This window comes from Neorhizobium phenanthreniclasticum, assembly GCF_040066075.1.
GTDB classification, from domain to species: Bacteria; Pseudomonadota; Alphaproteobacteria; order Rhizobiales; family Rhizobiaceae; genus Neorhizobium; species Neorhizobium petrolearium.
Map to the genome: position 1 here is coordinate 135604 of NZ_JBEAAL010000002.1, position 14729 is coordinate 150332.

Here is a 14729-nt window from a genome sequence, read left to right on the forward strand (position 1 = left end):
TCTAGGATCTGAAGGTGGCGAAGAAGAGACAACCCTCCGACACGCAACGCTGATCAGCCCGGCGCGTATGCCGCCATACCCTCCTCGCGAAGGAAAACAGGCTCAATCCACTTGAGCGAGCATTTGATATCGTTTGCCATAACCCTATGTCCGCAGGTGAAGCGCAGCACTCCACGCCCCCCGGTTCATATTGATTGAAACCTGATTACCGCATCAGGGGTCAATTTCGGATTTTGCGATAGAGTCGGTATAATATGTCGTCAGCCTTGGCACCTGTTCGATCAGCATCGGCGCGAGTGCCTTCTTTGTCGCGGTGTCCCCGCCATATTTCGCCTGCAGGAAATCGCGGTGCATGGGCAGACTTTGTCTGCACTCTTCTCCGAGGACTGTGAAAACCACCGACTGTTCGGACTTGCCCTTGACGCCGATCCGGTCCAGTTCGAACACGACGAAATGCTCCTGCACGGCATGGGCAGTCGCCTCGCCGACCAGAAGCGGCACACCATAGGCCTTTGAAGCACCCTCAAGTCTTGCAGCGAGATTGACGGCATCGCCGAGCGCTGAATAATCGAAACGGCTGCTCGACCCCATATTTCCGACGACGCATTCGCCGGTATTTATGCCGATGCCGATCCTGAGCGGATAATATGTCCGGCCGGCGGCTTCAGCCTCCCTTCGCAGATCACTGTTGAGCATCTCCATCGAGACGAGCATGTCGAGGGCAGCCGAGACGGAATGGACTGCATGGTCGGGATCATCCAGCGGCGCGTTCCAGAAGGCCATGAGACAGTCACCGATATATTTGTCGATCGTTCCCCCATAGGAGAGCACGATGTCCGAAAGCGGTGTCAGCAGGCGGTTGATCAGCATTGTGAGCTGTTCGGGATCGTCCTTCAGCAATTCCGAGATTGTCGTGAAGCCGCGCACATCGCAGAAGAGAATGGAAAGTTGGCGTCTTTCACCGCCAAGCCTCAGCCTGGAGGGATCACGGGCGAGTTGCTCCACCAGGGCCGGCGCAAGGTATTGAGAAAACGCGCGCGTGATCTGGCGACGGTTCTTTCGCTCTTCGGCATAATCGAGCGTTGCCTGCGCGGCCGCGACGCCGATGAAGGCCAGCGAAGGCGCCATCGGCGAAGCAAAGACACGGCCGAAGCGCAAGGTCAGGTAGCTGCCGGTAAACAGCAGCACCATCGCGGCCGCTCCAACGATAATGGTGCGCCAGCCGGTGCCCTTTGAAACAAATACAGCGGCGACAATCACTGCAGCGAGCAGCAGAAGCTGCTTCATGGTTCCGCTGGCCTCCGCTATCCAGCTCCTCATTCGCAGGTTATCGAGTATCGTTGCCTGGACCTCGGCACCGGCGACCAATTTGCCCGTATGCACGGTATAGGAAGTCGGGAAGGCATCGGCGCCGCCTTTGTCGATCGAAGGCGCGTTCTGGAGGCTCAGGCCAACGATGACCATACGGTTCTTGAAAATTCCAGGCGGCAGGAAATTTTCCGGATCGAGCGCCTGATAATAGGAAACGGTCGGATAGGTCCTCGCTCCCCCGAAAGTCTGGATCAGGCCGCCTGGTTCCGGCAACTCGGTCTCGATGCCGGCAGCGGTCGCAATCATCGCGGCAAAGCTGTCGTCGTGGGCGGGCATCGCACGCAGCACGCCGTCGCGGTGAAGATTGACCGAGGCGATACCGACAAGTGCCAGCCTGTCCGAGAACATCTGAAGAGGCATGACCCGAATAAACTGATCGGCCTGATCGGATGTCACCAGCGTCTCATCGCCCGCAAGCACCACATCCGGGCCGAGAGACTGGGCAAGCGCCTCGTCTTCAGATGAAGTCGAAGGCTCCGAAAAGATGATGTCGAGCCCGATCACTCTCGCGCCCGCGGCGCGCAGCGCCGAGATCAACCGCGCATGCAGGCTGCGCGGCCAAGGCCACTGCACATTGATTTCGGCCAGGGACGGCTCATCGATCGCAACGATGATCGGCCCGTTTTCGGGAAGCGGTTCAGCGCCGATGGTCGAGAGATAGTCGAAGGCGCGGTCGTCGATGAGCGGCCAGCCCGGCAGCCGGGTGATCAGGGTGACGGCCGCGAAGATGAAGGCTGCAAGTGTGGCGACCTGCACGCGGCGGGATGAAAAGAACCGCGTTGCCGACAGTGGGAGGCCGCGAGTAGCCATCAGAACCGCACTTTGAGTGAACCCTTGAAGGACCGGCCCCAACCGGTGATCGGATTGCCGAAATCGTCGTGATCGAGCGTAAAATCCTCGTCCAGAAGATTATACGCCGCCAATTCCAGTTCGAAACGCTTGTCGAACGGCTCCCAGGTCAGGCTGGCATCCAGCGTCCAATAGTCGCCGAGATCAAGACCGTCCTCGTCGACACGCTCACCGATGTAATTCGCTGCAATTGTGGCCTTGACGTTGGCTTCGTTGACCCAGGTGAGTGCCACCTGTCCCGCCCATTCGGGAACGAAAGGCAGCTGCCCTCCGGCAGTTGGCGCGCTGCTTTTGTCGTCCGTATCCGAATAGGCCACCGTGGAGGATAATCCAAAGCCGTGCCCGAGCAGAAGATTTGCGGTCAAGCTGGTCCGGTCGATGCTTCCGCGGCCCGTATCAAAGGTATCGGCCTGCAGAGGAAGGATGATGCTGGCGTCGTGGACGTCCTGGTGTTGATATTCCAACGCCGTGAAGAAATCTGTTGTCCATTCCGCATCCCAGCGAAAAGCGTAGGTATCCAGCGAACCACCCGGATCGAATGAAATTTCGTTCTGCTGGAGGCCGACGATACCGACTGGCGACAAGGTCGGTGTGCTCAGATCGACGCTGTTGCGGATAAATCCGGCACGCAACCATTGCCCTTCGAACGGCGACCAGGCGATACCGACGCGCGGATCGAGCCTCACCGTGTCGGCTGTGTCATCCGAGATCAGCGAGCCGAACAACGCATACTCGGCCTTGAGGTCGGCCGTTATGTCGTGAAGCAGATCGGCATAGATGCGGCCGACACCGTTTCTGTCTGAGCCTTCTAGAGATTGAAACGCGTCGATCCAGCCCCCCTCTATACCATATCGAAGGGCAAATTTTTCCATTCCAATACTGTGATTGATTGCTGCAATGTAAGTCTGTGTATGGAGTTCGTTAGTCACCGTACCGACGATGGGGACCCCACCGATGACAAACCCTTGGGAAAGGTCGCTTTTGCTCTTCTGCTCGTTGAAAAGCACGGCCGCATTGAGAATGTTCTCGTAGCTGAATGTATGACTCCAGCCGATTCCGCCATTGGTAATCGTGGTAGTAGCATCGATATCGTCCACGAAAGCAAAACCGGGGACTAAGATAGTCTGAGAATCCCGGCTGAAATCGGCGTGCGCCTGATTGAAATACAGAACGAACCGGTCGTAAGGCGTCGGGCTGGCAGTCAGATATACGTTGCCACCCAAAACCTTGTTGTCGATATCGAGATCTGTCAGTCCGCTGATATCGCGGCTGTCCGGCAGCGTTTGCCATTCCAGATTGGCATAGAAACTGATCGGGAAGGGAAGATTGCTGTAGCCTTGAACTTCCCCTTCGGCGACATAGCCCAGGTCTCCGCCCGTACTCGTAATGCCGCCACCGATCGAAGCTTCCAGGAATGGCTGGGGAAGCAGATCGATACCGCGGGTGCGTGACGAAATCAGAGTGGGCTCGAGCAGCAATCCCTGCAGAATTGACGAGAAGCCCTGACCATTGGGGCTATTGTTGATGATGTCGACGCCGTAGAGATAGCCGTTTGCGAAAGGGTTGGCGCTACCGCGAATGCCCTGGTCGATATAGGAGACGCCCGAGAACGGATCGAACACGGCATCGCTGTAATATTCGCCCCAGGCATTCAGCCCCTGAAAGCGGAACGCATAGTTCAAGGCCGAGCCGGCCTGCTGGTTGGCGCCAAGCGAACTGTATTGTCCGCCGCGGGCCCTGGCACGCTTCACATATTCCTGCGCGTTGCGGATGGCGCCTTCGGAATCGTAACTATCGATGGCGACCGACGTGCGAAGGGCCGAAATTCCGGGGCTGTTGTCATCCAGCCGATCCGCATTGTCGGCCGCCTGTTCGGCGGCGACCCGATCTCCCTTCTGATAAAGGGCCGCAGCCAGCAATGCCTGACCTTCGGCATAGGCCGGATCGGAAACCGTACCGGCCAGCAGATCCTCAAGCGCCCTGTCCATATCGCCGGTCTGCATGAAGTAGCGGCCACGGGCAATCAACGCTACGCTGAGCGTCGGATCGCGTTCCAGCGCCAGATCGATTTCCCGCTTCGCGTCCTCGACGCGATTAAGGTCCAGATAGAAGAAGGCCAGATTGGCCCGCGCCACTGGATCTTCCGGATCGAGTTCGATCGCCTTTCTGTAGGCAGCCTCCGCTTCACGACCGGCGCTGCGCTCCGACTGCAGGTTTCCGATCTCGTTCCAGGTCGAGCTGCTCCCCGGGGTGACCCTGACGGCGGCTTCAGCATCGGCGAGCGCACCATCGATGTCGCCCTCTATTCCGGCCTTGTAATGGGAACGCACCTCAAGGGCGGTCGGCTCCTGAGGATCGATTGCAAGCGCCGTTTTCATCGCGTCTTGCGCCTGCTGCCGATCATTCAATAGCAACGCCAGCCATGCGCGATAGGCGGGAAGCTCCGGATCGTCGGGGTACTGTTTCTCGGCATCCGCCAGAACCTTGATCGCGGCCCTGAGGTCCTGGAGGAAACCGACCGCGTAAGCGCGCAGGAAGGCACCGTCCGGTCCTCCTACCTGAGGCGGCAACGGCTCGACCCGATTCGGATCAGCAAGCGAGCGAGCGTAATAGCCGCCATAAAGCGCGATACCACGCCGTTTGGAATCGAGCCCTCGTTCAGCCTTGGCGAACAGCCGTGCGGCATCAGCATATCGGGTCTCGCTCGCCGCGAGTATGGCCTCGATAAGGGTAACACGCGCCCGCTGCGCTGCGGAGAGCTGCCGACCTTGGAGCACGGCGAGCGTCTCTTTGGTCCTTACCCGCCCCTCCAGCGAAAGCTGCGCTTCTGCAAGCGACACCCAATCCTCGGTGCTGCGCTGTTCCGGCGGCATCGCGGTGATACGATCAGCATGCCGGCGCATGTCCGCAACGGGTTGCACCGATGGCGGCATGCGCTCGAAAGCCTCGCGTGGCGGCAGATAGAAGAGCATCTGCTCGCGGTCGTCTGATTCGACGATGACCACCTTGCGTGGGGCCTGGCCGATCGAGGCGACCGCCCCCTCACCCTGCCTGACCTCTACACTGCCCTGCGGATTGCTGAACTGAACGACGCCTTCCAGAACCGTAAGAGAGGTCTGGCTTCCACTGACGGTCATCGTCCAGTCCGTGCCGCGGATCGCCGCCGCGGCCGCGGGCGTCTCGACCTGCACGCCAGGCCCGCCGCGCTCGGCGCGAGCCCAGATGGTGCCGGACTGCAGTTGAAGTACGGTGTCGGCACTGGTGCCGGATGTAACCTGTTTCACGACAAGCGCGGAATTGCGGCCAAGGCGAATCTGGGTCCTGTCGGAAAATAAAATTGCCAATTGACCTGTGGCATTCGTGCGCAATACGTCGCCGGTGAGCAGGTCTTGCCTGAGGTCCACGAACCGCCAGTTCGAAACATCGATGAAGCGGACTTCTTCCCCCGCCTTGCGTGCAATGACGGCCCCCGCAGCCGGGCCTGAACGCGGAACAGGGTCCGCCACCGCAGGCGACACCAATCCGCCGGCAAGCACGGACGCCGACATGGCTACGAGATAAAATCGACAGAGAACCCCCAACATGCCTCACCACTGCGTGTAAACTCCGCAAGTGTCAAGAAGCAGGCCGGCAAGAGGATTGCTTTCCTGCCAGAGTGTATTAACAGGGAAACAGTTGATATGCGGAGGGAAAATGAGTGAGTGACTTTGAAGGCGCACCTACCGAGTTGCTGGAAATGCCGATGGCGTCCGGTGAGGTCACCGAGGAATATTTTAATCACGTACGCAAGATAAACGATGTCTATTACGACCAAATAAAAATCTCGGACCAGAAGGCAGCTTACATTTTTACGTTCATGCTTGCCTTCCTTGTTTCCTCCACGGAAGGAAGAAACGTTTTTAACTGGTCACGCTATTCCCAGGGAAGCTGGATAGAGATAACTTTTTCTGGAGCTCTGGCGTTGGCGTCTGTTTGGTCAATACTGTCGGCGATAATGGTTGTATTGCCGCGCAAGGCAAAAAAATCGACAACGCTGTTCTGGGGCACGTGGACTCAGCATCGGCCAGTCTTCGAGCAGGCTGCCGAGCACGGCGATATCGGCTACCTCTTCAAGGAATATCTGGACAATGCGGATGTTCTCTCGCTGATCGCGACCCAGAAATATAAACTTGTGTCCTACGCTTTCCGCGGACTTATGGTCACGGTTGTCGCTTATGTCCTGCTTCTGCTCTTGGCCCAGAACCAAACATAGCCATGCAACCCGAAGGATCGATGCCGGGAGCCGACTGTCCCTCTGCAATGGACGCCGTAGCGCTTGTGTCTTTCAGGGGTTATCCTGACAGAGAAGGAATGGAGGCAGCAAAGGCATCGCATCTCGGATAGTCAGGCGACTGATTTCCTTTGACTATTTCCTGAGAGGCTCATGCCCGGAAGGTCATTTTAAGAAAAGATGAACAACGATAGGCTTCAAGTGAGGTTCTGGGGGGTCCGCGGCAGCATTCCCGTATCCGGCCCCGATTTCAGCCGCTATGGCGGCAATACGGCCTGCATCGAAATCCGCTGCGGTGATGATCGCATTTTGTTCGACGCTGGTTCCGGTCTGCGCGAGGCTGGCCTTGCCTTGGCCGCCGACGGCGTGAGCGATGTCGACCTGTTCTTGAGCCACTGCCACTATGATCACATCATCGGCTTGCCCTTCTTCGACCCCATCTACCGTCCGTCGGTCAAGACGAATATCTGGTCAGGCCACCTGCACGGTAAGATGACTACACGGCAGATGGTCGAACAGTTCATCAGCCCACCATGGTTTCCGCTTCACGCCTTCCCCGCGACAGTCAATTTCCGCGACTTCAGCCCTGGACAGATGCTCACGCCCCGCAAAGGCATAACGATCAGGACCTTCATGTTGAACCATCCAGGCGGAGCGGTCGGCTACCGGATCGAGTGGAGAAGCAAATCCGTAGCGCTGGTCTACGATGTCGAACACAGTCCGGGGGTCTACGATCCCACCCTGCTGGAATTAATGAAAGGCGCCGATCTGGTCGTCTACGATTGCACCTACAACGAAGACGAAATGCAGCATTTCAGGGGCTTCGGTCATTCTTCTTGGCAACACGGAATCAAGCTGGCCCAGATGGCGCATGCAAGACGCTTTGCCATGTTCCATCATGCTCCCTCGCGCACAGATCAGCAGCTCGCTGAGATGGAGCGCAGCGCAAAACTCGTTTTCCCCGGCGCTTTCGCGGCATATGAAGGACAGATCGTGGAGATTTAACTCCCAGGCCGGCAGGTTGCTCGCTAGCGTCCCATGTCATAAATCGCAAATATCTGCCTGTATCGTGGCATGGCTTCGCAACCAACTTCAAGAACCGCAATGAATGACGATGGGCGATGCAGCCGGATTTGGTTCGGGCTTTTCATCCCGTTGCTGCCGATGAACCACGTCATCAAACTCGTCGCGCACCCTTTTTCCCTTCGTTCACAGCGACTGCATTGTGTTTGGCGCGTTTGTCGATGATGATAGGTCGATCTACTTCGCTGGTGGGAGTTTCCGTGGCTTCGTTTCTACAAACCCTTTCCCTTGTGGCCTTTTCGTCCCGGCCGTGAGCTTCCGAGCGGGTTGACGACAACGATGGAAAAGAGCCTGCTCCGCTATATCTGGAAGAATACCCGGCTGCAGCAACTGTGGATTCTGCTTGTCGTTGCGGCCTCCATGGTGCCCTACTTCCTGGCTTTCGACCTGCCGAAACGGATCGTCAACGGACCGATCCAGGGCAGTGGTTTCGAGGATCCGGACACACGCCAGACATTCCTGCATATTGCCTATGACGTTCCGCTCTTCGGCAATGTTGAGTTCTTCAGGGGCATCGAGCTCAACCGCCTGCAGATGCTTGCAGTGCTCAGCCTCATCTTCCTGGCACTGGTGGTGGTGAACGGCCTCTTCAAGCTGTACATCAACACCTATAAGGGCCGGCTCGGCGAACGTCTGCTGCGCCGCATCCGCTTCGAGCTCATCGACCGCGTCCTGCGCTTTCCACCCAAGCATTTCAAGCGGGTGAAATCCGCCGAGATTGCGACCATGATCAAGGATGAAGTGGAGCCTTTTGGCGGCTTCACCGGAGACGCGTTCGTTCAGCCGGCGCTGCTCGGTGGCCAGGCACTCACGACGCTTATCTTTATCATCGTCCAGAACTTCTGGCTCGGAATGATCGCCGCAGGCATCGTCGTGGTTCAGGCAATCCTCATACCGCGCATGAGGAAAAGACTGCTGGAGCTCGGACGTCAGCGTCAGATTACAGCCCGCGAACTATCCGGGCGAGTGAGCGAAATCGTCGACGGCATTGGCGCGATCCATGGCAACGACACCTCCAACCTGGAGCGTGCCGACATCGCCTGGCGTCTCGGGCGCATCTTCTCCATCCGCTACGACCTTTATCAATGGAAGTTCCTGGTGAAATTCATCAACAACTTCCTTGCCCAGGTCACACCGTTCCTCTTCTACGCTATCGGCGGCTATTTCGTTCTGCTGGGCAGGCTGGACATCGGCCAGTTGGTGGCCGTCATTGCCGCCTACAAGGACTTGCCTGGACCGCTGAAGGAGCTCATCGATTGGGATCAGGCTCGCCAGGATGTGCAGGTCAAATATTCCCAGGTCTATGAACAGTTCAACGTGGAGCCGCTGATCGACAGCGGCATCCAGGCGGTTGCGACAGCACCGGTGGCGGCGCTGAAAAGCGCACTCGTCATCAACAACCTCTCGCTCAGCGACGACAGCGGCGCCCGGCTCCTGAACCAGGTCTCAACCGAGATCAAGCCTAATGAAACCGTTGCCATTGTCGGCGCCAACGGCAGCGGAGCTGAAGCCTTTGCGGAGGCGCTCGGCAGGCTCGCCTGGCCGGATTCGGGCGGCGTTACCATCGATGGCCGCGACCTGCTCCAACTTCCGGAATCGATCACCGGCCGCAGGATATCCTATGCATCGGCCGATACTTTCTTCCTGCATGGAACGCTGCGCGACAACCTGCTCTATGGGCTGAAACACTCACCTTTGAGAGAGGCACGGTACGAAGGTGGGAATGCCCGCGAATTCGAAACATACGCGATTGAAGCACGCAAGGCGGGCAATCCAGCCTTCGACCTCAACAGCGACTGGGTGGATTACGCAGCCGCCGGAGCCCAGGGACCGGAAGATCTTCTCAAGATAATTCGACCGGTGCTGGATGCGGTGCAGATCTCCGAGGATATCTTCGATCTCGCGTTGCGGTCGACCATCGATCCGGATGTCCATACGACGATCGGCCTGCATCTTGTCGAGCTGCGAACCTCTCTGCGCAGACGGTTGGCGGAAGAGGACCTCGACGACATCGTCGTACCGTTCGATTTCGATCTTTACAACGCGCAGGCTACAGTCGGCGAAAATCTGTTCTTCGGCACAACCAAGCACCCTATGAAGAATAGCCCTCAGCTTGCGACGCATCCTTATCTCCAACAGATCCTTGGTGACACAAGCCTGAACGACGATCTTTACGCGATGGGCTTTGAGATCGCCGAAAATGCCGTCGAGCTTTTCCATGACCTGCCGCCGCACCATGCGTTTTTCCAGCAGCTGACCTTCATGACAGCCGATGAGATCCCCGCCTATCAAAGTCTGCTTCAGCGGCTTCAAGGCAGCCCCCCGAACGAGGTGTCGTCGGAGGATCGCACGCTGATACTCGGGTTGAGCTTCTCCTATATCGAGCCGCGCCACCGCTTTGGTCTGCTGGACCAGAACCTCATGGAGAAGATTGTCAACGCGCGCAAAAGGTTCCATGCCCACATTCCCGACGACTTGGCCGGACTGGTGGAGCGCCACGACCCGCAACGCTTCTCCAAGTCGGCGAGCCTCATGGACAACGTGCTTTTCGGTCGCGTTGCCCACCAGATGGCTGATGCCTCCGATCAGATCCGCACGCTCATGCGAGAGATTTTCTTCGCTCTCGATCTCTATGACGACGTGCTGTCTGTCGGCCTTCAGTTCGACGTCGGTTCAGGCGGAAAGCGCCTCACCATGGTGCAGCGGCAGAAGCTGAATCTTGCCCGCGCGCTGCTGAAACGCTCGGACTATTTTATCTTCAATCGCCCATTGTCTGCGCTAGACCGGCGGCTTCAGGACCAGATAACCCGCTGTGTCATCCAGGATCTGCATCGGGGAGGTCATCGCCCTTCCATCACCTGGGTCCTTTCCGACCCGAGCCTTGCGGAAATCTTCGACCGGGTCCTCCTCTTCCACCGAGGAACATTGGCGGAATCCGGCAGTTATCTGAAACTCTCGCAGACAAACAGGATTTTCAAGGAACTGCTATCGTAATATTTTGCGGAAGAAGACGTTAGCAGGGATTACGGCAACAGGCAGGACGCTTATTTTGCTGATAGACGAAGTCGAAATGCTGAGACAGGTACCCATCTTGGCCCGGATCAAGCCGGCGAAGCTCAAGCTGCTTGCTTTTGCCTCCGACCGGATGACCTACCGCCAGGGCCAGGACCTATGCCGACAGGGCGACGTGGGCGACGCGGTCTATGTGATACTTTCCGGAACGGCTGATATTATCGTTTCCTCGCCGGCGGGAGAGATCAAGGTGGCCGATGTCGGAGAGAACGCCATCGTTGGAGAGATCGCGGTTCTCTGCGATGTTTCTCGCACGGCCACCGTGCGCGCCACATCTGCACTTGAGGTCCTACGGATCAAAAAGGAACATTTCCTGGAACTCGTGAACGATTTTCCCCAAGTGGCCGTGGAGATCATGCGCATGCTTGCCGCGCGGTTGAGCCATGCCACCGCCGAGCTGACCGCAGCCCGCGCATTGAATCCGCCTTCGACCGCCCAATAAAACGGCCGATACCGATAAATAATGGTCTTGCAGAAATCTCGACTTCACATGGATAGCTGCTGTTATTGCAGTCTTTTAGGCTGAAAATCTTTACTTTGACGGCATCATAAGGTCGCGCGACACGCATAACTTGCCGAAGAAATTGAAAAATGCTAATATTCAACGTTGCCGCGATAACACTGGCCTGCCTTTGAGAACGACCATCAGGCCGTGACCCGATGTAGGGAGAGGGCGTGCCGTGGTTTCCTTTGGATCAATCTTCTTTGCCGTTGTGCTGGTCGCCGGTGTTGCTTCGGCTGGCCCTCTGCAAGATGCCGCTGAACAGGGAGATCTGGAGCTTATCAAGCGCTCGCTGGATGGCGGCTCCGATATGTCAGAACCGAACGAGGCAGGAGATCCGGCACTTGTACTGGCATCTCTAAAGGGTCGGGTCGATGCCGTGGCGCTTCTGCTCGAAAGAGGCGCCGATATAGAGGTCCGAAACAAAGGCGGACTGACTGCATTGCATGCTGCCTCCTATGCCGGAAATCTGGATGTCGTGAAACTGCTCGTGGCAAAGGGCGCGGCCGTCAATGATGCCAAGAACTTCTACAAGATGTCGCCATTGCATGCAGCAGCGGAAGAAGGTCATGCCGACGTCGTGGCCTTTCTATTGGCACACAAGGCCGATATCGAAGCCGCCGAGAGGAACGGTTATACTCCCCTCACACAAGCCGGATGGCGCGGCTATTGGAATGTTGCCGAACTTTTAATGAAGGCTGGAGCGATCTGTCAGAAAGCCGAACTCGTCGGCGAGCCGCTCTACAACGAATGCATCAGGCGCAAATAGCCTGATCCTTGGGACGAAATACGAATGGAGGACTGAGATGTCTCGCAACGGTCTGAAGGCAAGCATGCCGAACATATTGGCCATCGGCGGCGCTGCCATGTTGATTTCACTCTCCCAGCCGGCTTTTGCGGAAGATGTGGTCAACACCGGTTACTTTGGCGATGTCGCAATCAAGGGATATGATCCGGTTGCTTATTTTGTCGAAGGCAAAGCTGTTGAAGGGAGCGAAAAATATTCCCATCGCTGGCTCGGAGCGGTCTGGCATTTTTCGAGCGCGGAAAACCGCGATCTTTTCGTCAAGGACCCATCCAGCTATGCGCCTCAATATGGCGGCTATTGCGCCGACGGCGTTTCGTTCGGAACGGTAACCACCAATGTCGACCCGCGTGCCTGGCGCATCATCGATGGCAAACTTTATATAAGTTACGACCCCGGCGCCGCTGAAGGTATGGAAAAGAACCCCACAAAGGTCGTCGATTCGCAAAGGCACTGGTCCGAAGTTCAGCAGACGCTGATTTCTGAAAAAATGCACGGAGACTGGCTGCATCCTGCTGCCCAATGACCGGATTCAAGATTAGTGCCCATCGCGTACCAATGAGAAGAACTGCAGGGAGCGCGGCGTGACATGGACGTAGGTATCGTTCCGCCCGGTTGAATCCGTATTGCGGAAAACCTGACCGCATACCAATCTGTCCAGAAAATACCCATCGAATTTTTCACACAGACTGTCGTCCTGAATTTCAACGACGCCAGTGATGTTTGTGTTGGTGCTGCGATAGGCCGTTTTTCCGGTCTTGTCGAAATACTGCATGAAATCGGTACCGTTCTTGTGCCTGCCGACCCATGTCCGGCTGTCGATCAGATCGCGGAGATCCGTTCCCTTGACACGATCGGCATCCTTGCCTTGGAAAGCGAAAGGCCATTGCGGCACGCCGGCTGACTTCAGTGCTGCCAGATGACGATCGAGATCTTCGTCGCGCCAGTAATCATAAAGATAACTGTAGTAGGTCAGGTTGCTTTCAGGAAATAGCTCGAGAAGTTTTCCTGCCTCTTGTTCAGCGCGTGCCTGATCCTCCTCACTGGCATAGGCGGCGGCGAGATATTCGCGCGCCGGTTCGGCTCTGGGCAGGTCGCCGAGCGCCGCCTCGATCAGCGGGATAGCCCGCCGATATTCCCGCGCCGTATAAAAGACGATACCGGCGAGCAGTTGGAATCCGGGCGCCGGCGAAGGGTCGAGTCGCAACGCCCTCTCGATTTCGGTGATCGCCTGCCCTCGGCTGCCGGTATGGGCCAATATGAGTGCCAGATTACCATAGGCCTCGGCGTCGTTCGGCTGCGCTGCGATTGCTGTTTTGGCGGACTCCAGCGCCTCCGTCTCGCGGCCGTCAACCCACTGCAACAATGCAAGGACCGCATGGGCGCGCGCGTTGTTCGGGTCCAGCTTCAGAGCCTGCCCGGCAGCGTCATAGGCGATCTTCCTGGCAATGGCCGCAGACCACAGGAAATTGTAGTCGTTCCGCCAGACGTCGACCGCCACGCGGGCGATGCCAGCATGCGCATTCGCAAAACCGGGATCAAGATCGATGGCCTTCTGGTAGAAAGACAGCGTTCGGCGATAGGTGGCGACGTCGCCGTATATGAAGCCTTCATGCTCGGCCCGCATATAATAATCGTATGCTTCCAGATTGTCGGTCGGTATGCGTGCCAGTTGCGTCCGTTCGCCCTGGCTCAGTTTCACCGCGAGGGCCGATATGATCTTGCCGATCACATCATCCTGAACCGCGAACAGGTCGGCATATTTCCGGTCATATTTCTCCGCCCAAAGAGAAAGACCGGTCATCGCCTCGATCAATTTGACATTGATGCGCAGGCGAAGCCCATCCCGTTGCAGCGTTCCCTCCAGGACATATTGGACCCCCAATTCGGCAGCAACGTCCTGGATCGTCCCGGACGTATTGCGAACGGCGAAGACCGAATGACGTGCGATGACGAAAAGACCGGACACCTTGGACAATTCGGTGATGAGATCGTCCGTCAATCCCTCCGCAAGGTGATCGTGCGTCGCATCACCGCTCACGTTGATGAAAGGCAGGACGGCAACGGACGGCTTGTCCGGCAGGGGATAGGCAAAGCGGCCTATCGCTCCCTGAGATTGCGAAGGCGACCAGGGCTGCCACCAGTAAACCATGCTCGCCAGGAGAAGCCCGCAGATTAGGATTGTGACGACATGGACCCAGGGCCACCAGCGCCCTCTGCTGGCGATCGTTTTCCCGGCCGCAGCGGGCTGAAGCAGAACGCGATAGACCCTGATTGGCTCGGCGATACCTTTTATCTTCTGCCGGCCGAGCGACAGATATCCGACGGGAAGCTTGGATTTCAGCTGATCATAGGTGGAACCGGAGACTGCTATGCCTCCGGGTTCCGCAAGCGCCTGTATCCGGTCTGCAATGTTGACCCCGTCGCCATGGATATCCTCTCCCTCGACGATAATGTCGCCAAGGTTGATGCCTATGCGAAACTGCATTTGCTGATCCGGCGGAACCGAAGCGTTTCGCTCGGCTTTCAGAACCTGCACGTCGAGCGCGCAACGCAACGCATCGACGACGCTATGAAATTCCACAAGAAGACCATCCCCTATCGTTTTCACCAACCGACCATTGTTGGTTTCAATTGCGGGGAAGAAGATGCTTTCGGCATCGAAGTGAAATTGCGCTCGTGTTCTCTCCTCGTCGATCTCGCTCAGATGGCTGTAACCGACGACATCTGCAATCAGGATGGCTGCGAGACGGCGTTCCATGCTCCCTCACAGAATA

At 57.4% G+C, this 14729-nt stretch carries 9 protein-coding genes; 6 read left to right on the forward strand and 3 right to left on the reverse strand.

Going from position 1 to position 14729, the window contains the following annotated elements:
* Positions 1-213 precede the first annotated feature (213 nt).
* Complete coding sequence (locus ABK249_RS04795) at positions 214-2181, reverse strand: adenylate/guanylate cyclase domain-containing protein (RefSeq protein ID WP_348862352.1); 1968 nt, start codon at positions 2179-2181, stop codon at positions 214-216.
* Positions 2181-5804 carry a FecR domain-containing protein gene (locus ABK249_RS04800; protein ID WP_348862353.1) on the reverse strand — a complete coding sequence of 1208 codons (3624 nt, stop codon included), beginning with the start codon at positions 5802-5804 and terminating at the stop codon, positions 2181-2183. Before ABK249_RS04800 ends, ABK249_RS04795 begins: the two co-directional genes overlap by 1 nt.
* A gap of 113 nt (positions 5805-5917) precedes the next feature.
* On the opposite strand from ABK249_RS04800, the gene ABK249_RS04805 reads away from it, so the two are divergent.
* From ABK249_RS04805 to ABK249_RS04830, 6 genes are all read left to right on the forward strand, one after another.
* Complete coding sequence (locus tag ABK249_RS04805) at positions 5918-6472, forward strand: Pycsar system effector family protein (RefSeq protein WP_037149290.1); 555 nt, start codon at positions 5918-5920, stop codon at positions 6470-6472.
* Positions 6473-6670: 198 nt separating this feature from the next.
* On the forward strand, positions 6671-7495 hold the full coding sequence (locus ABK249_RS04810) for an MBL fold metallo-hydrolase (protein ID WP_037149288.1): 825 nt from the start codon (positions 6671-6673) through the stop codon (positions 7493-7495).
* Between the two features lie 357 nt (positions 7496-7852).
* A complete protein-coding gene (locus tag ABK249_RS04815; RefSeq protein WP_227703652.1) occupies positions 7853-10567 on the forward strand; it encodes an ABC transporter transmembrane domain-containing protein in 2715 nt (904 codons plus the stop codon).
* Positions 10568-10619: 52 nt separating this feature from the next.
* Entirely contained in the window at positions 10620-11087 is a 468-nt protein-coding gene (locus tag ABK249_RS04820; protein ID WP_037149673.1) for a cyclic nucleotide-binding domain-containing protein, read from the forward strand.
* 238 nt (positions 11088-11325) lie between these two features.
* Positions 11326-11916 carry an ankyrin repeat domain-containing protein gene (locus ABK249_RS04825; protein WP_348862354.1) on the forward strand — a complete coding sequence of 197 codons (591 nt, stop codon included), beginning with the start codon at positions 11326-11328 and terminating at the stop codon, positions 11914-11916.
* A 37-nt stretch (positions 11917-11953) separates the two neighbouring features.
* Positions 11954-12478 (forward strand): YHS domain-containing (seleno)protein, encoded by a 525-nt coding sequence (locus ABK249_RS04830; RefSeq protein ID WP_348862355.1) that lies wholly within the window; start codon positions 11954-11956, stop codon positions 12476-12478.
* A 12-nt stretch (positions 12479-12490) separates the two neighbouring features.
* Here ABK249_RS04830 and ABK249_RS04835 read toward each other — a convergent pair whose 3' ends face one another.
* Positions 12491-14713, reverse strand: coding sequence for an adenylate/guanylate cyclase domain-containing protein (locus tag ABK249_RS04835; protein WP_037149282.1), 2223 nt, complete (start codon positions 14711-14713; stop codon positions 12491-12493).
* Between the last annotated feature and the right edge of the window lie 16 nt (positions 14714-14729).